At 40.1% G+C, this 23,938-nt stretch carries 20 protein-coding genes and 2 tRNA genes; 17 read left to right on the plus strand and 5 right to left on the minus strand.

Annotated features, from left to right (window positions below):
- Positions 1-335: 335 nt before the first annotated feature.
- On the plus strand, positions 336-1,778 hold the full coding sequence (locus ACKTT2_RS36685) for a tyrosinase family protein (RefSeq protein ID WP_407895906.1): 1,443 nt from the start codon (positions 336-338) through the stop codon (positions 1,776-1,778).
- A gap of 214 nt (positions 1,779-1,992) precedes the next feature.
- Here ACKTT2_RS36685 and ACKTT2_RS36690 read toward each other — a convergent pair whose 3' ends face one another.
- Both ACKTT2_RS36690 and sat read right to left on the minus strand, forming a co-directional pair.
- Positions 1,993-4,191, minus strand: a complete 2,199-nt coding sequence (locus ACKTT2_RS36690; RefSeq protein WP_407895907.1) for a caspase family protein — start codon at positions 4,189-4,191, stop codon at positions 1,993-1,995.
- 156 nt (positions 4,192-4,347) lie between these two features.
- Positions 4,348-5,526, minus strand: coding sequence for a sulfate adenylyltransferase (gene sat, locus ACKTT2_RS36695; protein ID WP_407895908.1), 1,179 nt, complete (start codon positions 5,524-5,526; stop codon positions 4,348-4,350).
- Between the two features lie 223 nt (positions 5,527-5,749).
- On the opposite strand from sat, the gene ACKTT2_RS36700 reads away from it, so the two are divergent.
- Positions 5,750-5,878 (plus strand): hypothetical protein, encoded by a 129-nt coding sequence (locus ACKTT2_RS36700; protein WP_407895909.1) that lies wholly within the window; start codon positions 5,750-5,752, stop codon positions 5,876-5,878.
- A gap of 144 nt (positions 5,879-6,022) precedes the next feature.
- Here the strand turns inward: ACKTT2_RS36700 and ACKTT2_RS36705 are convergent, their stop codons facing one another.
- Positions 6,023-7,903 (minus strand): intein-containing RctB family protein, encoded by a 1,881-nt coding sequence (locus ACKTT2_RS36705; RefSeq protein WP_407895910.1) that lies wholly within the window; start codon positions 7,901-7,903, stop codon positions 6,023-6,025.
- Between the two features lie 384 nt (positions 7,904-8,287).
- Here ACKTT2_RS36705 and ACKTT2_RS36710 point away from each other — a divergent pair, with 384 nt between their 5' ends.
- The 5 genes from ACKTT2_RS36710 (at position 8,288) to ACKTT2_RS36730 (ending at position 11,381) form a co-directional block, all read left to right on the plus strand.
- On the plus strand, positions 8,288-9,196 hold the full coding sequence (locus ACKTT2_RS36710) for a class I SAM-dependent methyltransferase (RefSeq protein WP_407895911.1): 909 nt from the start codon (positions 8,288-8,290) through the stop codon (positions 9,194-9,196).
- The gene (locus tag ACKTT2_RS36715; protein WP_407895912.1) at positions 9,193-9,900 is read left to right on the plus strand and encodes an HAD family hydrolase; all 708 of its coding nucleotides are present in this window, start codon (positions 9,193-9,195) and stop codon (positions 9,898-9,900) included. Before ACKTT2_RS36710 ends, ACKTT2_RS36715 begins: the two co-directional genes overlap by 4 nt.
- Before the next feature lie 101 nt (positions 9,901-10,001).
- Entirely contained in the window at positions 10,002-10,127 is a 126-nt protein-coding gene (locus ACKTT2_RS36720; protein ID WP_407895990.1) for a hypothetical protein, read from the plus strand.
- Between the two features lie 264 nt (positions 10,128-10,391).
- Complete coding sequence (locus ACKTT2_RS36725) at positions 10,392-10,622, plus strand: addiction module protein (RefSeq protein WP_407895913.1); 231 nt, start codon at positions 10,392-10,394, stop codon at positions 10,620-10,622.
- Between the two features lie 129 nt (positions 10,623-10,751).
- The gene (locus ACKTT2_RS36730; RefSeq protein WP_407895914.1) at positions 10,752-11,381 is read left to right on the plus strand and encodes a Uma2 family endonuclease; all 630 of its coding nucleotides are present in this window, start codon (positions 10,752-10,754) and stop codon (positions 11,379-11,381) included.
- A 99-nt stretch (positions 11,382-11,480) separates the two neighbouring features.
- Here ACKTT2_RS36730 and ACKTT2_RS36735 read toward each other — a convergent pair whose 3' ends face one another.
- On the minus strand, positions 11,481-13,880 hold the full coding sequence (locus ACKTT2_RS36735) for a GNAT family N-acetyltransferase (protein ID WP_407895915.1): 2,400 nt from the start codon (positions 13,878-13,880) through the stop codon (positions 11,481-11,483).
- 289 nt (positions 13,881-14,169) lie between these two features.
- Between ACKTT2_RS36735 and ACKTT2_RS36740 the strand changes: the two genes are divergently transcribed.
- The 6 genes from ACKTT2_RS36740 (at position 14,170) to ACKTT2_RS36765 (ending at position 17,980) form a co-directional block, all read left to right on the plus strand.
- On the plus strand, positions 14,170-14,772 hold the full coding sequence (locus ACKTT2_RS36740; RefSeq protein WP_407895916.1) for a hypothetical protein: 603 nt from the start codon (positions 14,170-14,172) through the stop codon (positions 14,770-14,772).
- Between the two features lie 176 nt (positions 14,773-14,948).
- Positions 14,949-15,020, plus strand: a tRNA-Gly gene (locus ACKTT2_RS36745).
- Positions 15,021-15,028: 8 nt separating this feature from the next.
- A tRNA-Ile gene (locus tag ACKTT2_RS36750) sits at positions 15,029-15,104 on the plus strand.
- Positions 15,105-15,589: 485 nt separating this feature from the next.
- Entirely contained in the window at positions 15,590-17,113 is a 1,524-nt protein-coding gene (locus ACKTT2_RS36755; protein ID WP_407895991.1) for a slipin family protein, read from the plus strand.
- Positions 17,114-17,292: 179 nt separating this feature from the next.
- The gene (locus tag ACKTT2_RS36760; protein ID WP_407895917.1) at positions 17,293-17,592 is read left to right on the plus strand and encodes a type II toxin-antitoxin system HigB family toxin; all 300 of its coding nucleotides are present in this window, start codon (positions 17,293-17,295) and stop codon (positions 17,590-17,592) included.
- Positions 17,576-17,980 (plus strand): helix-turn-helix domain-containing protein, encoded by a 405-nt coding sequence (locus tag ACKTT2_RS36765; protein ID WP_407895918.1) that lies wholly within the window; start codon positions 17,576-17,578, stop codon positions 17,978-17,980. The genes ACKTT2_RS36760 and ACKTT2_RS36765 overlap by 17 nt, the downstream gene beginning before the upstream one ends.
- 146 nt (positions 17,981-18,126) lie before the next feature.
- Here ACKTT2_RS36765 and ACKTT2_RS36770 read toward each other — a convergent pair whose 3' ends face one another.
- A complete protein-coding gene (locus ACKTT2_RS36770) occupies positions 18,127-18,348 on the minus strand; it encodes a hypothetical protein (RefSeq protein WP_407895919.1) in 222 nt (73 codons plus the stop codon).
- 373 nt (positions 18,349-18,721) lie between these two features.
- Between ACKTT2_RS36770 and ACKTT2_RS36775 the strand changes: the two genes are divergently transcribed.
- From ACKTT2_RS36775 to ACKTT2_RS36790, 4 genes are all read left to right on the plus strand, one after another.
- The gene (locus ACKTT2_RS36775; protein WP_407895920.1) at positions 18,722-19,972 is read left to right on the plus strand and encodes a serine hydrolase; all 1,251 of its coding nucleotides are present in this window, start codon (positions 18,722-18,724) and stop codon (positions 19,970-19,972) included.
- A 281-nt stretch (positions 19,973-20,253) separates the two neighbouring features.
- Positions 20,254-21,618 (plus strand): AAA family ATPase, encoded by a 1,365-nt coding sequence (locus ACKTT2_RS36780; protein WP_407895921.1) that lies wholly within the window; start codon positions 20,254-20,256, stop codon positions 21,616-21,618.
- On the plus strand, positions 21,615-22,481 hold the full coding sequence (locus tag ACKTT2_RS36785) for a DUF4435 domain-containing protein (protein WP_407895922.1): 867 nt from the start codon (positions 21,615-21,617) through the stop codon (positions 22,479-22,481). Before ACKTT2_RS36780 ends, ACKTT2_RS36785 begins: the two co-directional genes overlap by 4 nt.
- Before the next feature lie 110 nt (positions 22,482-22,591).
- Positions 22,592-23,848: a patatin-like phospholipase family protein gene (locus ACKTT2_RS36790; protein WP_407895923.1), complete on the plus strand. Its 1,257-nt coding sequence runs from the start codon at positions 22,592-22,594 to the stop codon at positions 23,846-23,848.
- The last annotated feature ends 90 nt before the right edge of the window (positions 23,849-23,938 follow it).

Genomic DNA, 23,938 nt, shown 5'->3' on the forward strand with positions numbered 1-23,938 from the left:
CCCTATCTCAAGCGCGGAGACGCTTCGCGAACCAGTGACCAGTTAACAATAATGAATCAATTTCTTTTTTTATAGATAAATTCCGAGACTTGTACCGTATAAATAACTGCATAATTATTACTGGTCACTGGTTCGCGAAGCGTCTCCGCGCTTGAGATAGGGTCACTGATTACTGGTCACTGATTTGCCTTTGTTGCGAAAGAATAGAAGGGTTTTGCTAAAGATTTTCTATTGTGGACTAGTCTGTAATGTGTAAATTTATATACTTATTACTTATTGTTTTTTTCCAAGTCTCTTGAACAGCCTTGGAGTTTGACAAAAATCGCATACAGACTATGAAAATCTCCCGTAAAACTATCAGATCGTTCATTCTTGCTGGATTGGTTGCAGTTACAATTGTATTTGGAACCCCAGCAATTTCCTATAATGCTGAGCCTCACAAGCACGAGCAAGCAAGTACTAATACCAAACTAGCAGCACTCGATATTAATCGTAATAGTTCTGCTAGCAAATATTCCGATAGTCTTCGTCTTGCTCGCCAACAGGTGGTGACTGCAAAAGTGAGAAAGAACGTTGTTGATTTGACTCCAGAAGAGAAACATGCATTTGTAAAGGCTCTGCAAAAACTCAAGCATACCTTTTCAGAAGGTAGTCAGATAAGTATATACGACCAATTTGTTGCAGTGCATGTCGCAGCGATGGGCTTAATGTTTGATGGCGCACAAGGTCCGGCAGCTGGACATGATGGTGCTCATGAAAGCGACCTCTTCTTACCTTGGCATCGTGAGTTTATACACAGATTTGAACAAGCATTGCAATCAGTAGACCCCAACGTCACCCTTCCTTACTGGGATTGGACAGATGCTCGAGCATTATCAGTTATCTTTCAAGATGACTTTATCGGACCAAATGGTCAAGGAGTCACCATTAGCATACCCTTAGATTTAGGCAATGCTCAAGGAGGTTCACCTTCATCTTCAAACGATGCTCCAAACGGTGCTCCAAATGGTGCTCCAAATGGTGCCATACCACCGAACAGTTCAGATGAAGGTTCTGGTGCTCCAAATTTGGTAGAGGTTCAAGGGGGACCAGTTTTATCCGGACCTTTCTCATTAGCAAACGGATGGGTTTTAAATCCAAACTTGCACTTTAAGCCATCAGGGGAAACATTAGGCAACACAGTCTTACGGTTTTTGCAAGTGCCTCCCACAAATAATTATCCCGTTCCCAAAGAAGATGTCGAGCAACTCTTCCCCATTAACGATTATCCAACTTTTCGCCTAGCTTTAGAAGGTTTTATCAAACCAAGCTCTACAGGACAACCAACACGAGGAGTTTTTCAACATAACTATTTCCATAGCTTTGTTGGTGGAGCTACGTTTGACCCAACGGTAGGTCGTCCCGAACCTTTAGGTACAATGGCTGACCTTGCTGCTTCTATCAACGATCCCGTATTTTGGCTGATTCATTCCAATGTCGATCGCCTTTGGGCTGAGTGGCAAGAAAAAGGTCATGCTGGTAGTGCTTATTATCCTGCTTCTGGTAACAGATATGGAGAGAACCTCAACGACCGATTATGGCCTTGGGATGGAGGTGAATCCACTCCTGCAAACTGGGGTCCTGGAGATTTATTATCTCTACTGCCTGCTTTCTCTTCAAATGATATTGTTACACCTGCCGATACTTTGAATTACAAAAAGTATGGTTATACTTATGACACTCTGAAAGTTTCATCTCGCCCACATAAAAGTGGAGTAAAGAAAGTAGCAAGTCTTTGAGAACTCATAGGACTTTCCGTCTGTCGATCCGGTGGCTCTGCCTTGCTCGTTCCCAGGCTCAGCCTGGGAATGCATATTAGGAGGCGGAGCCTCCACAAAAGCAGTTTACTGATACTATAACCATAAAACAAAATAATTTAACAAGATCGAGGCAGAGCCTCGAAGTACTCATTCCCAGGCTCAGCCTGGGAACGAGAAGTACTGGTCATACATTTCACACTACTTGATAGATGAAACTTAAACTTGCCCATTGATTCACATCCAATACATAAGAATCAGAGGCTGTACCATTCATGTCCCTAACTGCACTAGCATTGTGTAAATCTTGAAGCACAGCTTGTGCAACTTCTAGAGGATTCATCACAACTTGAATGTGCTGCTGTTCTGCTTTTGGGTTTTTAGCAGTTTCCAGAGCAGCCAGAGTTTGAGTAAAGGGCGCTGTGCTAAAAATAAGTTGGGTTTCAGCTAAAGAAGCTGGTGCTTGTACAACCCATTCAAAACCGGATGTTGTTTGCGGGAAAACACGGATTTCTCCTGGCGGAATTACTAAATTGACAAGCTGTGATTGACTTTCCGAGTTTTCGGTTTCAGTTATTTTATACCAAGGAAATAACGCGATCGCTGTTTTACTGCTATTTAATCCCAACAACATTAAATATACAGGGCGATCGCTTGTATTTTCTATCCGATACTGTATCCGGTTACCAATGGTGACAGTAGGTATATCCCCAGTTTCGGGGCTAAATGTCTTTTTACTCGATGCATCTGGACTTTGAGTTCGCAATGTTTCTCTTTGCATTAAAGTTCGCGGTGCTAGAGTCCCAAGCATCTCTAATGTTGCTTTCACACCCAATAGCGATGAACCCTCATTTGCTGTCAGTCGCCAGAGTTTTGCTGCTAGCAAGGTTTGTAGTTTTGGCACTAAGCGGAGGGCTGCTACTTTTACAGCTTCTCCTGCTTCCCCAAAGGTACTGGGGGTATGTTCGCCACCTAAAGAAAATAAACCGTAACGGCTTGGAGAAACCACTGTTGCATTTGTGATGGTCGATTCTTTACTCTTGGATTCTGGGAGTTTTCCAAACACCCAGTCAGCGAATTGTTCTCCTGCTACCGCAGTAGATACGCGAGACACTGTTGAAAAGGCGCTTGTTGCATCTACTCTTTCTATTCTTTCTAGTTTGGTGTCAAGAGCAACTATTAAGCCCACATTTTTAGGTAACACGCGCACTGCTTCTTGAATGAGTTTCCCTACTTGTGGTTCGCTCTCATTATTGACTATTTGCGCTTTTGCTGTTAAACCAGTGCGCGATCGCAATACCAGTTGAGAGTTTGCTATTGATGGAAGGAGAGTCAGGCGGGAATGAGATCCTAAATACTCCAATACGTTTAAAGGTATACCTCCCAACCACAGATGAAGAGTTTTCCCATCCTCCTCAATTCCCGTCACCACTCCGGACGCCCCCAAGTTTGAGTCTGGAAGAAAATGATTGGCAACAAATGCCCGTGCTTGTTGATTATTTTTATCAATTTTATCAGCTATTATTGCAGGCTGCTGTTTAGTACTACCTATTTGCTGTAAAGAACCTGCCACGTGAGATATACAAACTTGAACTGTTGTTGCTGGGGTCGTTTCCCAGAGATATTGAGTTAGGGCATATGTAAATAATCCCGCACTAAACCCTGATAATTGTATCTCTCGTGCTTGTTGTTTGGGTTGAGAGGTTGCTGTCAGTACAACACTAGGCGAGGAACTAGATGCTTTATCCTTTAATTGTTTTTGTAACTGAAGTTCCTCTGCTACCACAACAGCATCTACTAGAACTGGACGACTCCGAGTTTTCAATCCTGTAGGTAACGATGTTTGGGGAACGTAGTAACTTGTATCCAAGACTGTTGTTGCGCGATGCGTAGGTAGCGATCGCACCAATAACAGCAAAGTTTCCTCTAATAAATAGTTGACATTTTTATCATCTTGTGGATTTTTCTCTTTAACAGGAACTAGAGCGTTGTACAGAGTATCTTGGGAAGTCTCCAGTCCAACGCGACTGCCATAACCACTAAAATGAAACACAGCTGCATCATCGGGCTGAACTTGCTTAACAAAGTGTTCTGAAAAAGCCAGCTCGATATCTTCCCTAGTTGCTTGAGCGTCCGTCAAGCAAAGAATATCCGACGGTTGAAAACCAAAGCGGTGAATCAACAGTTCCTTGTGCAGTTCTACATCTGTCAAACAACCTGCAAGCTGTGAAAGTTGTGGATACTGATTAATGCCTACCAATAACGCCAACTTGCGCGGTGTTGGTAGTGCCAAAGCTTGAGAATAGCGGTTTCCCAAAGTCAACCACTCGTTGTCAGTGACACCCATTACCGCGAGTATAGAGCCAATCCTTTGTAAAAACTTCCGCCGCTTCATAGTTAGCTATCAGCCCTCAGTCCATCCGCCCTTATAGTTTGCCAGATGCTCGCACAAAAAAACTTTCTTTTTGCACTGGATTCACTATCAGCTTAAGGGCTGAGGTCTGTAGTGTAAAGTAAAAATTTATACTTTATTCTTTGTCCCGAATGTGCCTTAGACAGGTAGTGGCACTCGCATTGCTCTTGCCAACTCTGCAGCCACTTCTGGACGAGAAAATTCTGGTGGCGGTAACTCTCCGCGACGCAGCATTTCCCTCACTTTTGTTCCTGATAAGTGAATGCGTTCTTCAAGGCTACTTGGACTAGTTTTACTTGTCGCCATTTGCTGAGTGCGCGTGCAGTAGAAAGCGTGTTCAAACTTCATCGGTATAATGCCCAATTCTTCAGGTTGAAACTCATCAAAAATGTGTTGAGCATCATAAGTCCCATAGTAGTTTCCTACTCCTGCGTGATCCCGACCCACAATAAAATGAGTACAGCCATAGTTTTTGCGAATTAAGGCATGGAAAATTGCTTCCCTTGGGCCAGCATAACGCATTGCAGAGGGATTAATTGCCAAAATGACGCTGTTTTTGGTATAATATCTATCCAGTAAAATTTCATAGCAGCGCATCCGCACATCCGCCGGGATATCATCTTCTTTTGTTGCGCCTACTAAGGGGTGCAAAAATAAACCATCTACAGTTTCTAAAGCGCACTTTTGGATGTACTCGTGAGCGCGGTGGATGGGATTGCGAGTTTGGAAACCAACGATAGTTTTCCAACCCTTTTCCCTAAACATTTGGCGCGATACAATCGGATCGATTTGATAGATGGGAAATATTGGATGGGGGTCGCGTTGCAGCAACCACACATCTCCTGCAAGGTTTATCGCTCCCTGATTGTATAACACCTCTACGCCGGGATGCTTGGGATCGTTAGTACGGTAAACGTTAATCGCTTCGAGGCTCTTATCGTAGTGGTACTTCTGTGTGAGTTCTAAAACACCAATGTACTCACCTTCTGGATTATCCAAACGAATTAATCCGCCTTCCTCCAACGATGCAGCAACAACTTCATCTACAGACAGCGTTACGGGAATTGACCAAACACTACCGTTAGCCAGTCGCATTTCTGTAACAACGCGATCGTAATCCTCCTGGTTCATAAAACCAGTGAGTGGACTAAAACCACCAATCGCGATCATTTGGAGATCGGAAACCGCTCGTTCATCCAGTTGCACTCGTGGTAGAAACTCAGCTTTCGAGAGAAATTCCTGCCTTTGTTCGGGTGTAGCGATACGATTCACCAACTGCCCGCCATGGGGCGCAATAGCGTCAAGATGATAACTCAAGGTTGTGCCTTCTGTGTAATAACTACAGTTTTTTTTAAGCTATCTAACTAAGTTACCAAATATTGAGCACTAGTTAAGTGTTAGTGGTTCGTGGTTAGTTGTTGTCACTGGTCAAGTCGTTACTGGTCAGGTGGTCAGGTGGTCAAAGCGTCATCCTCAAAATATTCCGCTTTTGTCGGATTATGCTGTAAGTCGTAGCGGAATTTACGAAGAAGATTAAAGCATGGCTTTTTTGATTGATACAAATATGGTTCTCCGTCTCGCACAGCTAGAACATCCAATACGCTCTGATTCTTTAAATACTCTTACTACATTGAAAGCACGAGGAGAAGACTATTATTTAACATCATAAAACTTAATTGAATATTGGCGCACTTGCACTCGTCCAATTGAAAAAAATGGTTTGGAAATGAATGTTTTTTTTGAAACATTGGACAAAGAAACAAGATCCCCAACTTCTTTAAGAAGTCAGGGATCTAATTATAATCTTTACAATTCACCCTTTTACACAAACAACTTGCTTAAGAGTTGCTACAACTTCAACTAAATCGGCTTGATTGTTCATCACCTCATCTATAGGTTTGTAAGCACCTGGAATTTCATCCAAAACACCTTCATCTTTACGACACTCTACACCTTTTGTTTGCTCAATTAAATCGTCAAGAGTATAAACATTCTTTGCCTTATTTCGAGATAGCAAACGACCTGCACCATGAGAGCAAGAACAAAAACTATTGGCACAACCTTTGCCTTTAACAATGTAAGATTTTGCCCCCATTGAACCAGGGATAATGCCATAGTCGTCTTTTTCTGCACGCACTGCACCCTTACGAGTGACGTATACATCCTCGCCAAAATGCAGTTCTTTTTCAGCGTAATTGTGATGGCAATTGACCTCTAGTAAAGGTTTAATTGATTTACCACCTGCTAAATGTTTCTCAACGATGTGCTTGAAACGTGCCATCATTACCTCACGGTTGACACGCGCATAGTCCTGCGCCCATTGCAAATCGTGCCAGTATGCTTGGAATTCTGGCGTACCAGCAATAAAATAGGCTAAATCTGGGTCTGGCAATTTATTGTCTGCCATTTTTGCTAAATTTTTAGCAGTGTTGATATGGCATTGAGCAAGATTATTGCCAATATGACGCGAACCGGAATGCAACATCAGCCAAACTTGGTTCTCTGTATCGAGGCAAACTTCTAGAAAATGATTTCCAGATCCGAGAGAACCCATTTGTTTCATCGCTTTACTTTGTAAATCTTGCACCCCTGGATGCAAGTCCTTAAAGTCGCGCCAGCTTTGCCAGTTGGTAATAGTTTTTTCAACCTCTTTATTTTCGTTAAATCCAGTAGGAATTGCTGCTTCAATATCCAAGCGGATTTTTTTCAGTTTTCCTTCTAGTTTGTCACCATTAAATGGTGTTTTTATCGCCATCATACCACAGTTGTGAACGAAGACACCCGCTTTCAAAGCAAAGTTGTGATATTCAGGTACTGTAAAGCAATAAACATCTTGTGTACAGTCTAAAGATAGAACAGCTACAACTTTGTGATTACACTGATGTTCTTTTTTTCGGTGATTGTGTAAACCAATTGGAGTTTTGATTTGTGCATTACAAATGTCACAGGTATAGTGCAAATCACCAGAACGATCGCGATCGCCCATGAATTTTAAATTCTCAGGTCGGTTATCTGATTCATTAAAGTTTTGATGATGAATAACTGTTCTTTGTCCTTCAAATCTAGGAACCTTTCCTAGCAAGCCCGATCTAGCAATAATCCAATGTGCTTTGTGCCATCTACCTGAGTAGGGCTGAGCGATTAAGGTATAACCATCTTTGTCAGTGGTTGAGTAGAACGGCATCAAAGATGTTCCAGATTGAAGATGTTGTGCTTCCTCATAGTTTCCATCTCTAAGCATAAATTGGTGATCTGGAGTGCAGATAATTTCTTCACCATTGTCCAGAATGACTTTTACAAGAGGAGCATTACGTCTAGTTAACCTTGCTTTTGCCTTAGCTGCTACGACTTTTCCAGTGGAGGTACAAGAGTAAACTATAAATTCTTCATTACATTCAGCTAAATCTTTTATAGAATACAATTTACCATCGACTAAAGGAATAAGAGTATCACCTACAAAGCAGCCAATATCCACGCCGACAGCAGCTGGGATAATTGCTTCTTTTGTGGCAATGACTGAACCAACTAAGGCTCCTTTACCTAAGTGAACGTCTGGCATTAATGCTACGTGTTTAAATACAAATGGCAGTGATGCTACATTCTTTGCCATCTTGGTTTCTTCTGTTCCCAATGGGTGGTTTGCCCAAGACAGGACAGGTGATGGTGTGGAAAGTTCTAATTCTTCGTAGGGCATAATTAAATTTTGGATGCGTGGATTTTAGATGCGTGGATGCGTGGATTAATTGGATTGGATACTTTTACACAAGCTAATTGCATGAATTTCACTAACCTTAATACTGCTTGGGTAAGCCATAAATTTCAAACCGCGTAGGTTGGGCTTACCGTGTGAGAAACCCAACTTTGTTCGTGCTTTGTTGGGTTTCGTTCCTCAACCCAACCTACCTGTTTACTATTTCTATTTGTAATATAATTGTAGTATAAGAAATTAGCGATGGCAAGCCTTTAAAGTTCGCCCACAACCAAGCACGAAAATCCCTACTCCCTAACCCCTAACCCCTATTCCCTGTAAATAATGTAACATTAGTTATAATAGGTGAAGAAAAATAAACAAACTTCTATGGCAGTTCGTCAAGATACTATCTGGGAACGCTTTTTATCCCCTGTGGTGCGTCTCCTCATTGATGAACAGGGATGGCGGCGATATGCAGAAAGTGTTGATTGGGAAAAAGAAAGCGATCGCTATCGACGTGCTGATGTAACGATTCCCACATACTACAGCAGTCAAAACTTTCACGGAATTAAGCGCGGGTATCTTAACTCTGGTGCAGCAGTAACCTATGACCCCATTACCCAATATGTTTTACCTCCTAACGAAACCATTGTCCGTCAAGCGTTAATTGATGCGATTCAGGTACAACCGCGAAGGATTTTAGATTTGGGTTGTGGAACGGGTTCGACTACTTTAATGTTAAAACAGGCATTCCCCCAAGCCGAAGTCATAGGTTTGGATTTATCGCCTTATATGCTTGTGAGGGCTTCGCACAAATCACAAAATGCTGGTTTGGATATTTCCTGGAGACATGGTGATGCTGAGAGAACTGGTTTTCCAGATGCTTCCTTTGATTTGGTAACTGCCTCTTTATTATTCCACGAAACACCAACTGTCGTCTGTCAAGCAATTTTACACGAAGCCTTCCGGTTACTAGTATCTGGCGGACAAGTGTTGATTTTGGATGGCAATCAAAAAACTATTCGGCAATTGGATTGGCTGAACAATGTTTTTGAGGAGCCGTATATTGAGGAATATGCATCTGGAAGCGTTGATGCTTGGATGGGTGCTGCTGGATTTGGCTCCGTACAAACTCAGGATGTTTGGTGGATTAACCAAGTCACAAGCGGAATTAAGCCGATTGTGTCTGGCGCTCGCAGTGTTCAAAGAAATGCCATGCATTACACTCCAGGGGACACCACAGTAGATAATGGATTGCAGGGATTTCCATTACCAGCTTGTAGTATACTTCCATGAGTCTAAAGGCGATTCTGTTTGACTTTAATGGTGTCATCATTAATGATGAATCCATTCACGAGCAACTTATAGAGCAACTTCTAATTGAAGAAAACCTAACGATAAAACCAGGTGAGTACCGCAAAGTTTGTTTGGGGCGTAGCGATCGCGCTTGCGTAAAAGAATTGCTAGCCAAACGAGGGCGAGTGGTGAGTGAGAACTATCTCACTCAGTTGCTTCACCGTAAAGCAGAAGGTTATGTTCGGGAGATAGAAAAAATTGAAAAATTACCTCTCTACCCTGGTTTAGAAGACTTACTCTTTCAAGCGCGTGCTCGTAATTTAAAAATAGGAATCGTCAGTGGCGCGATTCATAAAGAAATTGACCTCATACTCAATCGTGCCAACCTAGCTCAACATTTTAACCCGATTGTTGCAGGTGACGATCTTCCCACCAGTAAACCAGACCCACACGGTTATTTGCTGGCGGTAAAACGCCTCAACCAGGAATATCCCGATTTAAACTTTGTACCAGAAGAGTGTTTAGCGATTGAAGATACCTTTGCTGGTATACAAGCGGCGAAACAAGCGGGAATGCAAGTGGTGGGAGTCGCGCATACTTACCCCTTCCATATGCTACAGCGCCAAGCTAACTGGACAATAGATTATCTGAGCGATTTAGAACTCGAACGAGTTCAGGAAGTTTACGAGCAGAAAAATGGTTAACTCACTGTTGGTAGTGTTCTTGTAAATAAAGCAGGAGTGGTGCGATCGCTTCCGCAAACGCAGACAACACAGTTAAACTGTGGGACAAAAACGGCAACTTGTTGCACACCTTAATAGGGCATAATGCTCCGGTAGGGTCAGTCGCTTTCAGTCCTGATGGTAAAACACCTGAGCAAGCGAGGACAGCAGGCTCATTCTCTGGGATTTACAGAGGATTCTCAATTTAAATGACTTGGCATATGCGTGCAATTGGATGCGGGATTATCTGCGGACGAATGCGGAGTTGGGGAAGGGAGTTAACTTAGATCGGACTCAAGAGGCCCGCTCTTTACGTGATGGGATTGTTTCTTACCAGTAGCAATTGATGGGTAATGCAGGTACAATCGATGTTGTAGCTGACGCGATAAGCGCTCTTTCAGCTTCCGCTTCGCGAACGCAGTTAAAATCAAATAGTTAAGCTTAAAGTCTAAATTCTTGAAAGACACAATAATATGACTGAGACTGCGGAAAAACTCAAGCTAGAACTTTCTCAACTCTCTCTACAAGAACGTGCCGAACTTGCACGCTTTTTGATTCATTCCTTGGATGAAGGTGTAAATGATGATGTAGAGGCTGCTTGGGATATAGAATTAACCCAACGGTTGGAAGATATTCATTGCGTAACGGCGATTGGCGAACCATCAAATCAAGTGTTTTCCCAGTTACGAGAGAAGTATTTGTGAAGTTTATAGGTTGTTTAGGTAATTGCCATCGCACATGGAAAGCGCAAACCGGATTACTAGAAAAAGCGACAAATTGAGATGTAAAGCGCTCGCTTGAGACAGATCGATATTTCAACATATAGGCGAAATATGACTACAAAAGTTTTTATTCAACCAGAAGAAATTATTCATTTATCAGGTATCAGTTGGCAAACCTATGAAAGTTTACTTAATGAATTGAGCAAAAATCGCCGTCTTCGGCTAACTTACAACCGTGGTAATTTAGAAATCATGGCTCCTTCTCCAGAACACGAACGTTACAAGACTTTAATGGGACGCTTTGTTGAAACCATAGCTGAAGAATTAGAAATTAGAATTGAACCATTTGGTTCTACTACTTATAAATATCCACAGTTGAGTGGAGCAGAACCAGATGAAAGTTTTTATTTAAAAAACATTGATATTATTCGTGGCAAAAAGAGGATAGATTTACAACAAGACCCTCCACCAGATTTAGTTGTTGAAATTGATATCACTAGTAGTTCGGAGAATCGATTACAAATCTATTCTGATATAGGAATAGCCGAAGTTTGGTGTTACAATGGAGAAGATTTTAGTATTTATATTCTTCAAAATCGAGAATATGTTAAAACAGAGCGAAGTTTAGCTTTTCCAAATTTAGCAATTTTAGAAATTGCAAGGTTTTTAGACAAAGTTGGAGAAAAAGATTATTTGGAGTTAGTAAAGGAATTTCGTCAATGGTTGCGGAATCACAAGTAGAGAATTTAGGTAAAACTTTCTCTAAACATCAGAAACTTGTTTATTTAGATTATTTTCTTGTGGTACGGGCGTCCTCGCCCGTACATAGCTATCTATCTTTCAGAGAGGAGAACCAGATAGCAAGAGGTTAGATAACTTTACGATCGCTATTGTTTTATCATCAGATCCGACACCAACTACAGTTGTACCATCAGGACTCAGCACAGTATGACGATTGAGTCCATCAATATCTGAAATGTGTTTGTTATTCATCCAATCCCACAACTGTGTATAACAACAATCATTAAAAATAATTATTTTGCCATCAGAGCTAATACTTAATGACTCTAAGGAACTACTACTATAACCCTGCAATGTTTTTAGCAGTGTTAAACTTGGAGCATCCCAAATCTTGACCATCCAACGAGTGCTCTCAATATTATTCTTATCAACTTGACGATCCATACCACCAGTGACAAGTAATTTACCATCTGTGCTAGTTGAAATAACCTCTACTTCACGAGAATGAGCAGCTAAGCTTTTTACAAATTGCTGATGTGGCAAATCCCAGATTTTTATATCACCTAACGTTCCAACATATAAAGTTTGACCATCATGACTTTCCGCTACTGAAAGAACTTGAACGTGAGTGTCTATCATATGTTGAATCTGACGGCGATTCAAATCCCAAACTTTCACAGATGTATCTTTCCAACTGCTACTCACTAACCTTTGACCATTATGACTGATTTTTAAAGTTTGAATTGCTCCAAGATGAGCGGGAGATAGTATTTCCTGTAGTATACCAAGCTTATGATTCCAAAGTTGGATTGTACCTGTTGATGTGCCAACAATTAAGGTTTGATTATCTGGACTAAAGACAAGGGATTGTATTTTGCTAGAAGAAACAGTCAAAGTTTGTCGTAGTTTTTTGCTCTGAATATCCCAAATTTGGATCGTACCGTCTTCATTGCCATTAGCAACTGTCTGATTATTGGATGCGATCGCCAAAGCTTGAATATATCCTTTTCCTTCTAAGCGTTGCACAACGCCATCGCTTTTGAGATTTTCTGTTGAAATTTGTTGTTTGAGTTCGGAGTGAATTTGAGGAAGTTTGAACAGTGGTGCGATCGCATATACTCCAAGTAAAAAAACTGTAACAGTCATCCAAATCCATCTTTTTTTCTTGAGTTGTTGCACTTGAAAGTTAGTCTGACTAAGTAATGGTGTATTTTCGCAATTGCAAATAGGTTCTGCATTTTGAACCAATTGTGCTAATAAATCTGTCATTGCTTGATTTGCCAATTTTAGAGGTACGTACCTCCTGAATTGAAAAAACTGGAACTCGAACGGCAATTCTGTACGACTAGCTACAGAGAAACCTAGCCCAGTGAAAAACTGTCTATCTGCAAGCGAGCAATTAAAATAGAGAGGTCGTGATATTTGATGGCTGAGACGTGCTAACAAGAACTTGCTAAGATATTGTTGTTGATATTGCGGTTCAATATGTAAGTTATACAATATCGAACAGTCTCCTCGTTCGGAAAAGTGAATGTAACCAATTGGATAACCATCTTGTTCGAGAATCCACTCTTGGCTCTGAGCAAAGAACCATAACAAACAGATTGAGAATAACAACACCCATAAGGCAATGGTTATTCCTGAAAATTCGATGCCAAAGACAGAAAAGTTAAAATAAGCAAACTCTGTAAACCCAAAAATTGCTTCAAAACCCCAAATAAGTCCACTGAGCACAACAAAAGGACGGCTAGATATCAAAGCAATTACAGTTAACATATTGAATCGAGATTGCCTAAATCGTTTCCTACGCCAAAAAGTTTTGTAAATGTACCATTGCTCCTCAATTTCTTGGAAGGAACGAATTGAGAGATGAGGTAACAGAGGTAGAGTGGATGACTGACTAGTTATTAGTGTTGGTTCGTGCAACAATCTCATCCCAAGTAGTTTGGAAAATTGTAGTTCTTTAGGCATATCTTGTTTGGGAAGAGCAACAAACCCAATACGTGCATAGAATCCTTGTAGGTGAGGAGAACAGATAAGATAAACAAGTTTTCTTGTATTCTTCAAACAGTACCAAAGTAAGTGCGCTCCAACACCTTGTAAGCGATGTTTGGGATCGATGTAAATTGCAGAAAGCACAGTATAATTTGTTCGTATCAAAAGCGATGCCCGTCCAACAATTTGCTGTTTATGCTCGGCTACCCAGATCGCACTATTAGAAGAGCTTCTTGATAGTAACAATATAGTAAGGAAATAAGTTCCAACTCCCGTTCCAATTGCCAGTCCAATTCCCACAAAAATAGATAGATCGATTGAGCTTAGTATCGAGAAAATTTGTTGCCAATCCTGTAGGAAATTATTTGGTAAATTTCCCATCTCGTATATGTAGGCTCGATAATAAACTTGTAGTTTCTCCAAAGCTGTTTCTAGCATTGCTCGGATACCGATCGCAATCGCCAAAATAGATAGAACAAGAAGCGTGCAAAATAGAGTTTTCAAGCTTCGCAATAGTATTTCTCTAACAGTACCTCTCCGGAATGAGTACCCTGGGGGTGGAGTATGGGATTCAAGAGGTAGTTTTCCAGATGAGGACATTAAAATATACCTATGACAAACTGCACGTTTCTCTTAGCTTTTCACGAGCTTCAAATTATCGAGAACCGCAATTACACTGAAAAAAAGGAAAACCTTTTATAGCAGTCTTATCTGATTTGTGAAAAAAATGAAGTACTGTAGTAAGTACGGCTATGCCGTTAAAATTAAATAGTGGAGCCAAAGAATATACACTATGCCTTACAGTCAATTTGATTCTATAGGAAAAGTTAAATCTGCTTTTGGAATCTCCACAGTTGAGGGAGTGCGTTTTTTTCCTCAAATATCACCATGTGAACCTTCAACTTTAACTGAATTTTTAGAAGAAAGTTTACCCTTAGCGATCGCAACTGGAAGTGAAAAAGCTCATTCAGAATTAATTATAAGTCCCGTGCTTTTAGAAGTGCGTAAGATTCTTAAGCGTCAAATTAGTTTATTCTCTGGTGATAATTTTGATGTAGACGCTTCAGTTAGTCTAAATGGTAGATGTGACTTTCTCATTAGTCGTTCGCCGGAATTGTTAGAGATTGAAGCTCCTAGAGTTATTATTGTTGAAGCAAAACAAGCCGATTTAAAGTTGGGAATAGGTCAGTGTGTTGCAGAAATGATAGCCGCTCAAAGGTTTAATGAGTTAAAAGAAAATCCTACTAATACTATTTATGGCAGTATTACAAGCGGTACTCAGTGGCGATTTCTTAAGTTAGAAGGGAAAATTGTTACAATCGATCTTACCGATTATTCTTTACCACCGATAGACCAACTTCTTGGGATTTTAGTTTGGATGGTACAAAACGCTTGACTAAAAGAAATTTAAGCAATTTTTCAGTAATTACCCACTACCATTTAATATTTTATGTGCTACATTAAGTAGTATAGTAATACATCAGCAAAACTGTGGTTCGGGTTCTACATACCCGACTGGTGCGCCAACCTATGGATTGAGCGTATACCGTTCTTGCAATGCATTGCTAAACCGTTTGATTAGCTCAGTTGGTTAGAGCAACCGAAGCCATCGGTCGGACGTAGGTTAAAATCCTACATCAAACTCCCCTCTTTGAAAGTGAGCTCATTGGATAGAGCGATCGACTCATAATCGATTGGTTGCAGGTTCGATTCCTGCACTTTCCACCAAAGAAAGTCCGGGTCAAAAGACACTACCCTGTCACGGTAGCTTTACATGGTATGGGAGAAATCCCAAGACGGTTCGACTCCGTTGTTATGCAAACTCTGCAATGTGGGTGCTCGCGGTTGGACGTTACTCAGTGATGTTCAATCGCCACAGTGAAGAAGCCTGTGCAATTGTCTTCTCCTTAATTTGAGTTTGTTCGAGCGTTTGTCATATCCATTTTCTCTACGAGAATTCTGGAATTGGCAAATGCAACGGCAAATCTGAGTGCTATTTTTCCTTGTAAGAGGAATTATAGCAATATGGCGATAAGCTGGGTACAGCTTGCGCTAAGAGCGATCGCTACAACTGGTAATAACCAGAGTAGTGTTTTGCCCTCTTAATCCAATTTTAGAGACGCAATTTGCCCGCAACTGAACTGCAAACACCCACACTTGTAGAGTTTCAATTAATCACTGGTCACTGGTTACTGGTCACTGGTCACTGTATTATGTGGAAAACATTTTATATCAAACCTAACGAAATCGGAATTTTATATCACAGAAGTGATTTCAAGAAAATTTTACAGCCCGGTACTTACACTTATATCGGACGCCATTGGCAAGTCAAAACCTATGACCTCAACCAACCAGAAGCCAAGATTGAGAACCTCGAACTTTTGTTGAGAGATCGTGGCTCCGAGTTACAACAACATCTCATAGTCGTGCGAACAGCTTACAACCAAGCAGCTTTAGTACGCTTGGGTCAAAATTGGATGAGCATTGCACCCAATCAACTACGGGCTTTTTGGCGCGGTTTTATTGAGGTAGAATCCCATGTCTTCAACTTGGAAGAAAGCTTGGAATTACCAACAGAATTCGTACAGCAAGTACGCGGAATTGCTTTGAACGGACTGAAAAAGTTTCAAATTTCAGAGTCTGAAATTGGTTTGCTGTACGTACAAAATAACTTTGTCCGACCCCTAGAACCAGGAGAGTACGCTTTTTGGTCGCAAGACAAAGATGTTTCACTCCGAACGCTCAGCCGGATTGTACCTAATCCTAGCTTTCCCCTCGAAGATGTATTGATTGAAAAACATCCTGACTTTGTTGCAGCGTATTGTGAAGTCGTACAATCGCTGACTTATCAAGTCGCAATTGTGAGATATCAAGGGAAAGTTATTTCCATCCTACCGCCATGCGATCGCAAATTGTTTTGGAAAGGTGTTGAGGTGGAGACGATCGACATCAGCACTGATGCTAAGTTACCTTCTCGTTTGGTGGCTGAGTTAGTTTCCGGTAAACCTGAAACTCTAGCTTTGAGCCGCAATTCTTTGCATATTCGCGAAGTACCAACACAACACCTGGGGTTACTCTACATCAATCAAGAGTATCAATCACAACTCCAAGCAGGAATGCATGCATGGTGGCTGTTTGGGCGTTCTTTGCAAACAGAAATCTTTGACCTTCGTTACTCAACACTTGAAGTATCCGGTCAAGACATTCTTTCTAAAGATAAAGTCCCTTTGCGTTTAAACTTAACTGCTGGCTACCGCATTCTCGACCCACTTAGAGCCAAGAATGGTTTATCAGATATTACCACTTACCTATACAAAGAACTACAGTTTGCTTTGCGTGGTGCTGTTGGGGAAAGAACTCTAGATGCATTGTTGGAGGATAAAGGCGCAATTGATAGCAGTGTCTCCGAATACATTCGCTCCAAAACTGCTGACTATGGAATTGAAGTCGATTCAGTTGGGGTAAAAGATATTATTCTTCCTGGTGAGATTAAGACGATTCTGAGCAAGGTTGTGGAAGCAGAAAAAGCAGCCCAAGCAAACGGAGTCCGTCGTCGTGAAGAAACTGCTGCAACTCGCAGTATGTTGAATACTGCTAAGGTCATGGAAGATAATCCCGTTGCGTTGCGTCTCAAGGAGTTAGAAGTGCTCGAAAGAATTGCCGAAAAGATTGAGAAAATTCAAGTCAATGGCAGTTTGGATAGTATCTTGACGGAGTTGATTCGGATTAATCGCTAGTAAACTGATAAAGCTAACTAGTCAGGATAGTCATTTGTCATTGGTCAATCGCTCGCTTACATCTGATACAGTTCTTGTGGGGTGGGCATCTTGCCCGCCTAGAATAGTTATTGTAAATTGATTTTCAAAATTAGTGTAATATACGTCAAACAATTAAGAACGCTAGAATTATCAATGTAATGCACGTTATCAGCCGTAAAAAGTTGCGAGAATTTTGTCAACGACATGGAGATTGCTATGAAGTACTAGACGACTGGTATAAAATTGCAACTAAAGCTCACTGGAAAAACTTAGTGGAGGTTCAAGCCGCTTATCCTCGAGCGGAAGCAGTTAATAATTTTACAGTTTTTAATATTAAAGGTAATAAATATAGATTGATTGTTAGTATTAATTATGAAAAACAAGTTATCTATATTAAATATGTCTTAACTCATGCAGAATATGACAAAGATAACTGGAAAAATGACCATTACTATTAATTCAGAAATGTATAGTCAATTACTTTCTAAATATCAACCTCGAATTATTAAGACAGAGGCTGAAAATGAAGAATTTTTAAAGGTAGTGGAGGAATTGTTGGCTCGTCAAAATCTAACTCCAGAAGAAAGTACAATTTTAGAGTTACTGGTAAAGTTAATTGAAGATTTTGAAGATAAACATTATCAATTAAACTATTCTACACCACGTTCTCGAATGATTCATTTGATGGAAGCACAGAATATTACAAAGGATAACTTATTAGAAGTTTTTGGTTCATCTGATATGGTTGATAAAGTCATAAATGGTGAATTAGAAATAGGTTTACCAGAGGCTTTAGCATTAGGGAAATTATTACACGTTGATTCTAGCTTATTTTTCTATGATTAAAAATTAATAGGAATAGGGAGGAACGACCCATTCCCTGTTCCCCGTTGCCTTCTTGTTGAAAATTATTCCGACTTTGTTACGGCTTATTGTAAAGTCGTACAATCGCTAACTTACCAAGTCGCAATTGATAAGATATCAAGGAAAAGTTATTTCCATCCTCCCACCATGCGATCGCTGTCTAAGGAACGTAGTAAATTAGCAATTCCGATTGTTGCTCGTCTTAGTTCTACCCGCTCTTCTTGAGCCTGATTTTCCACTGTAGTTAATCCCTCTATATTGTGCGTGAGTTCAGCAATCCAATCTGTTAATGCTTGGATAGCACGACGACTATTCGCTTCGACAATTTGCTGAAGTTCATAAAATTCCATTGCTAGATATTTTGCGGGTAGTAAAACAGTATTATTTTACTCCCATCCCGTCAGAAGATTACTTAAACAAGTAGGTGGGGCTATGCCCTACAGAGCGATCTGGTGGGCAGTGTCTACCCTACTACCGCGTCCACCTTAAAATGGTCGGTGAAGACAGCAGGGGGAGCAGGGGTGCTCTTGCGCTCTTGAGAAAGAATCTAGACTCATTGACCGATTAATTTCTACCCACCAATTAAGCCTAGATACACTACTACAAAGATCGGGAATTTTAGAGCGTCCAAGGAGTAACGCCAAAATACTACTCTATAGTAAAGAGTGCGTTTCAACACATTAGAATCTAGAGTAATTGGGATTTTGAGGGTAAAAATTCTTTATGTATCAATATAGTATTAGTTTTTTATTTATTATCTTACTTGCGGTAAACTTAATGTTTCCTCAGTTGGCATTAGCAGAAGATGAACTTCAAACACAATTCTTAGCTCAGATACAAAGCCCAAAACAATCAATGTCTCCCAAAGCAGCTTTAGAAAGATTATTTGTTAGCAAACAAATACAACCTGATTGGTTTGCATCAGAATTTTTAGCTCAAGTATCCATAGTGCAAATACGACAAGTCATTGCTGAATTAAAGAAGCAGTTGGGAAATTATCAAGGTATACAAAATAATGAGCGAGATTACTTGGTACTTTTTAGTCAAGCTTCAGTACCTACTAAAGTAGTTTTAAATCCCAAAGGTCAGATTTCAGGTTTGCTGTTTCAACCTCCGCAAGCTAAAGTTGTTAGTTTAGAAGAAGCGATCGCTCAATTTAAAGTATTACCCGGTCAAGTTAGTTTTCTAGTTCAAGAAAACAACACGACAAAAGCTGAATTAAACACTAGAACACCTCTAGCTGTTGGTTCAGCTTTTAAGCTAGCCGTACTCCAAGCACTGAAATCAGAAATGGCTTCAAGCAAAAAGACATGGAAAGATGTCGTGCAACTGATACCGGGTGAGAAAAGTTTACCATCTGGAATGTTACAAACATGGCCAGATGGGTCATACTTGACAGTGCAGACACTTGCAGCTTTGATGATTTCTCTCAGCGATAATACGGCAACAGATATATTAATTAACTTGCTCGGACGAGAGGAAATTGAGTCTGTGTCACCCCGTAACCGTCCTTTCCTGACAACCCGCGAAATGTTTGTTTTAAAAGGTTCTGGAAATCTGGACTTATTGAAACGTTATCAAACAAGCAACGAATCTCAACGCCGTGCAATATTGAGAGAGATTGCCAAAAAACCGCTTCCTGATGTGAACGAATTTATAGGGACTAACCCAGTTGCTTTGGATGTAGAATGGTTTTTTACGGCAGAAGAACTCTGCGAACTCATGAAACAAGTTGCCGATTTGCCACTGATGAGTATTAATCCTGGTGTTGCTAATGCCGAAAATTGGCAACAGGTAGCGTATAAAGGGGGATCTGAGCCTGGTGTTCTGAATTTGACAACTTGGTTACAGGCAAAGAATGGTAAAAATTACTGTATGGTTGCTACTTGGAACAACAGCAATGCAGCTGTAGAAGAGTCGAAGTTTACGGCATTGTATGGTGGGGTAATTGCTAAACTAGCAGCTAATAATTAATGTCATGCACGTTATCAGGCGTAATTTGAGCTACTTATGAGTCGAATACGCATTGTTTGGGCAGAACAGAAGGTAGGAGTTGCAAGGAATGCGAGCGAACAACTTTTGAATTAGCATTGAGTGTAATATGGTATTGCGAGCGCTTCCTTAGTAGCTTGGAATTAAACTCCAGAGCTACAGAGGATACAAAAGAAAGCGTTTCTGTATTTTCCGTACTTTCCAGAAGAAGACAGAGGTTACAATCAAGGTCGTGAAGCCAATGCCTGTAGGACTCGGGGACTATGAGAATTAAGCAAATTTCCGTCAGAGGCTTATTCGGAATTTTCGATCATGTGATTCCATTGAACATGGATGAACGCATCACTATCATTCATGGTCCAAATGGGTTTGGTAAAACTGCAATATTAAGAATTTTAAATAGTTTTTTTAACTCTCGATATGCAGAATTAAGAACTATCGCGTTTAGAAGTTTTCGAGTAGAGTTTAATAATAGTAATGTTATTGAAATTATAAAAAATTCTGATAATGAGAAAGGCGAACCCAGAAATAATCTTGTTTTTTATTTCTATCATCCTAATTCAGATATACTTTCTTTTTCTCCAAGACCAATTAAGATTCGTACTGACTTAGACATTCCTATTAGTAGTATTTTAGATGAATTGATACCAGGATTAGAACGTATAAGTCCAAGAAAATGGTTATATATTCCTACTGAAGAAACACTTTCTTTAGAAGAAGTTATAGAGCGTTTTGAAAATTTATTGCCCTCTGATTTTAAATTGCAAGAATCACGAGAAGAGCCTGAGTGGCTAGAAAAATTAAAGAGCAATATTCATGTGCGATTAATTGAATCGCAACGCTTGCTTAACTTTGTTCCTAACCGTTCTTCCAGAAGAAATCTGACAACACCTTCAATGTTGTCAACTGTATCTGCCTATTCTGATGAACTTGCCAAGCTGATGCAAGATAAATTTAAGGAGTACGGTACAATATCTCAATCTCTCGATCGAACTTTTCCCGTAAGAGTGGTGAAGCAACAACCAGTTTCAGATTTAACAGATGAACAGCTTCGTCATCAACTAAACAACCTTGAAGAGACTCGCTCTCATCTTATAGAAGTAGGTTTGTTAGATAAAGATGAAGATTCAGAATTTCAAATTCAGCCTCAAGATATCGATGAAAGCACTAAAAATGCTTTGTCAGTATACGTTGAAGATGTTGAAAAAAAGCTGAGTGTTTTTGTTGAAATAGCTGACAAGATTGAGTTGTTAAGGACAATTATCAATAACAAATTTGCTTATTCCTACAAAAAGATAAGCTTTAGTAAGGATAAGGGATTCGTTTTTACAACACATAACTCTCCACTATCTAATTTAAAAACTCTTTCATCAACAGATTTATCATCTGGCGAACAACATGAGTTAGTGCTTCTCTACGAACTGCTATTTAAAGTCCAACCTAACTCTCTAGTCTTAATTGATGAACCCGAACTATCTCTTCATGTAGGATGGCAAATACAGTTTTTAAAAGATTTACAAGAAATTATAAAGCTCACAGATGTAGATGTTCTAATGGCTACTCATTCACCAGATATCATTCAAGATCGCTGGGATTTAACAGTTGAACTCAAAGGGTTAGAAAAGTGAGAGAGTTTCTGACGATTGACCGGGAAGCCAACCAAATTCGATTGCGGCGGAGTACTTTTTCAGGAACTTTTTTATTAGTGGAAGGTAGTTCCGACAAAACTTTCTACGAGCGTTTTATTGACAAAGCAGCTTGTCAATTAGCCAGCGTTTCGGGAAAACCTTCAAGTAAGCTGCGTGCGATCGCTGTTTTAGAAATTTTAGAAAAATCAACTTTCCAAGGAATTCTAGCTATTATTGATGCAGACTTTGAGCGCCTTGAAACTTTAACATACACCAGTCCTAATCTGTTTCGCACCGACACTCACGATCTTGAAACTATGCTAATCAACTCACCAGCACTTAACAAAGTAGTTGCTGAATTTGGCTCTGAAGAGAAAATAGCTCAGTTTAATCGAGAGATAAGATTAGCATTGCTTGAAACTGGAATGTCAGTAGGTTATCTGCGTTGGCTTTCTCAGTGTGATGGGTTGAACCTAACCTTTGAGGGTATTACATTCAGCAAATTCATTGATGAGCAAACTCTACAGATTGATGAGCTTAAACTGATTCGAGAAGTGAAAAATAAATCTCAAGCCTTTTCCTTGAAAGATGAAGATCTGCAACAACGGCTCATGAGCCAAAAAAACAAAAGTCACGATTCTTGGCAAATCTGCTGCGGTCACGATCTAGTGCAACTTCTGTCACTCGGCTTACGCAGAGCGATTGGCTCTAACAAAGTTGCTGATGTTGAACCTAACAGTCTTGAGCGTAATTTGCGGCTTGCCTATGAAGAAGTTTACTTCTGTAAGACACAGCTTTACCTAGATGTTCGCATATGGGAAAACAATAATCAACCGTTTAGGGTTCTCCGCAACGAAGTTTAACGATGCATATATTCCGTTTGTTAATATTTACCTTTTTTTGGAAGCACCTTAATTTTTTACTAGTAGCTGGGAACTATATCACTGTAGTCTTTTACAGTGGTGAGTCAGCTATGACGTTTAAAATTCTTAGCTTAGATGGTGGTGGAATCCGTGGTGTAGTTTCGCTACAAATGCTACAAGAGGTGGAACGTGAAATCTGGGAAACTTATAAATTAGAGTTGCATCAATACTTTGACATGATTGCTGGTACTTCCACTGGTTCAATTATCGCTGCTGGGTTGGCAAAGGGCTTAAATACAAAACAACTTCTTGAGCTATACAGAAACAATGCCAAGGACATCTTTCCTTACCCGAAGACAGTATTTGGAAAAGCTTGGCAAAAGGTCAGAAGTATATTTTTTCCCAAATATGCTCATGATGGATTAGAGCAAGCACTTTCACAAAAAGGTGCTTTGGGCGATACAAAAATTTGTGACATTTCCCAAACTCTATTGTTAATTCTTGCTTATGATATGCGTTATCGCAACACAACTTTTTTTACCAATTTCCATCCCGATTTGGGACTACGCTGGTACGATGAACTTCCACTAACAGATATATGTATTAGTTCCGCATCAGCACCTACTTTCTTCCCACCACGTGAATTGAAAGCATTTGATGAAAAGAAGTTTGGTAAATGGTCATTTCCCCATATTGATGGTGGGGTTTGTGCTAATAATCCATCTTTAGCCGCAATTAGCCAAGCTTTAAAGATAAGCCGCAATCCTAAAATCTCTGTAGAAGAGAAGCAAAAATATAACTTAGAGAATCTCAAACTAGAAAATATTTCTGTACTTTCTATTGGTACGGGTAGAAGCGCAAATCCTTATGAATACGAACAAATCAAAAGATGGACTTCATTGAGTTGGGTAGCACGACTTGTGGATGTGTTCATGGAGCCGACAGGTGAAATAAATGCTACCATCTGTCAAAATATTATCGGAGGTTTTGAGTCGGGACGTTACCTTCGACTAGACTTTGATTTGAATGAAAGATATAAAGTTCTAGTTAACGAGGATGATAAAACCGCTCGTTCTCTGATTGGAAAAAAGGAGAAACGAAAAAATAAGTATTTAGTGGAAACTAAGTATTCATTTGAAACTGTTAATGAAGAGATGGATAATTCCACATCAACAAATATTGAGACTTTAATTGCAGCGGCTCAAGCCTTTATTAACTCTGGTCTGATTTATGATTCTAGAGTATACGGCAAAGGACCTAAAGTCAAAAATGCAATTACGGAGTTTATTGCTAACAATCCTGTTGCTCGCAATACTACAGACCAGTTTCAGGAACTATCAAGCATTGAGCCATTAATTCACACATAAGGGAACATCCTTTTTAGCAAATTGCGATTTGGAAAAATCCGGACACAATAACTATTTGTGTCCTAAGAATAGTCCTAAAAATAATCGCTA

The organism is Scytonema hankhaensis NUACC26 (assembly GCF_045865695.1).
GTDB lineage: Bacteria > Cyanobacteriota > Cyanobacteriia > Cyanobacteriales > Nostocaceae > Scytonema.

Coding starts and splice junctions, on each gene's coding strand:
- ACKTT2_RS36725 (WP_407895913.1), top strand. CDS start 10,392: ATGACTGAGACTGCGGAAAAACTCAAGCTAGAACTTTCTCAACTCTCT.
- ACKTT2_RS36690 (WP_407895907.1), bottom strand. CDS start 4,191: ATGAAGCGGCGGAAGTTTTTACAAAGGATTGGCTCTATACTCGCGGTA.
- ACKTT2_RS36715 (WP_407895912.1), top strand. CDS start 9,193: ATGAGTCTAAAGGCGATTCTGTTTGACTTTAATGGTGTCATCATTAAT.
- ACKTT2_RS36775 (WP_407895920.1), top strand. CDS start 18,722: ATGTATCAATATAGTATTAGTTTTTTATTTATTATCTTACTTGCGGTA.
- ACKTT2_RS36770 (WP_407895919.1), bottom strand. CDS start 18,348: ATGGAATTTTATGAACTTCAGCAAATTGTCGAAGCGAATAGTCGTCGT.
- ACKTT2_RS36730 (WP_407895914.1), top strand. CDS start 10,752: ATGACTACAAAAGTTTTTATTCAACCAGAAGAAATTATTCATTTATCA.
- ACKTT2_RS36780 (WP_407895921.1), top strand. CDS start 20,254: ATGAGAATTAAGCAAATTTCCGTCAGAGGCTTATTCGGAATTTTCGAT.
- ACKTT2_RS36705 (WP_407895910.1), bottom strand. CDS start 7,903: ATGCCCTACGAAGAATTAGAACTTTCCACACCATCACCTGTCCTGTCT.
- ACKTT2_RS36755 (WP_407895991.1), top strand. CDS start 15,590: ATGTGGAAAACATTTTATATCAAACCTAACGAAATCGGAATTTTATAT.
- ACKTT2_RS36760 (WP_407895917.1), top strand. CDS start 17,293: ATGCACGTTATCAGCCGTAAAAAGTTGCGAGAATTTTGTCAACGACAT.
- ACKTT2_RS36710 (WP_407895911.1), top strand. CDS start 8,288: ATGGCAGTTCGTCAAGATACTATCTGGGAACGCTTTTTATCCCCTGTG.
- ACKTT2_RS36790 (WP_407895923.1), top strand. CDS start 22,592: ATGACGTTTAAAATTCTTAGCTTAGATGGTGGTGGAATCCGTGGTGTA.
- ACKTT2_RS36765 (WP_407895918.1), top strand. CDS start 17,576: ATGACCATTACTATTAATTCAGAAATGTATAGTCAATTACTTTCTAAA.
- ACKTT2_RS36700 (WP_407895909.1), top strand. CDS start 5,750: ATGGCTTTTTTGATTGATACAAATATGGTTCTCCGTCTCGCACAGCTA.
- ACKTT2_RS36685 (WP_407895906.1), top strand. CDS start 336: ATGAAAATCTCCCGTAAAACTATCAGATCGTTCATTCTTGCTGGATTG.
- ACKTT2_RS36740 (WP_407895916.1), top strand. CDS start 14,170: ATGCCTTACAGTCAATTTGATTCTATAGGAAAAGTTAAATCTGCTTTT.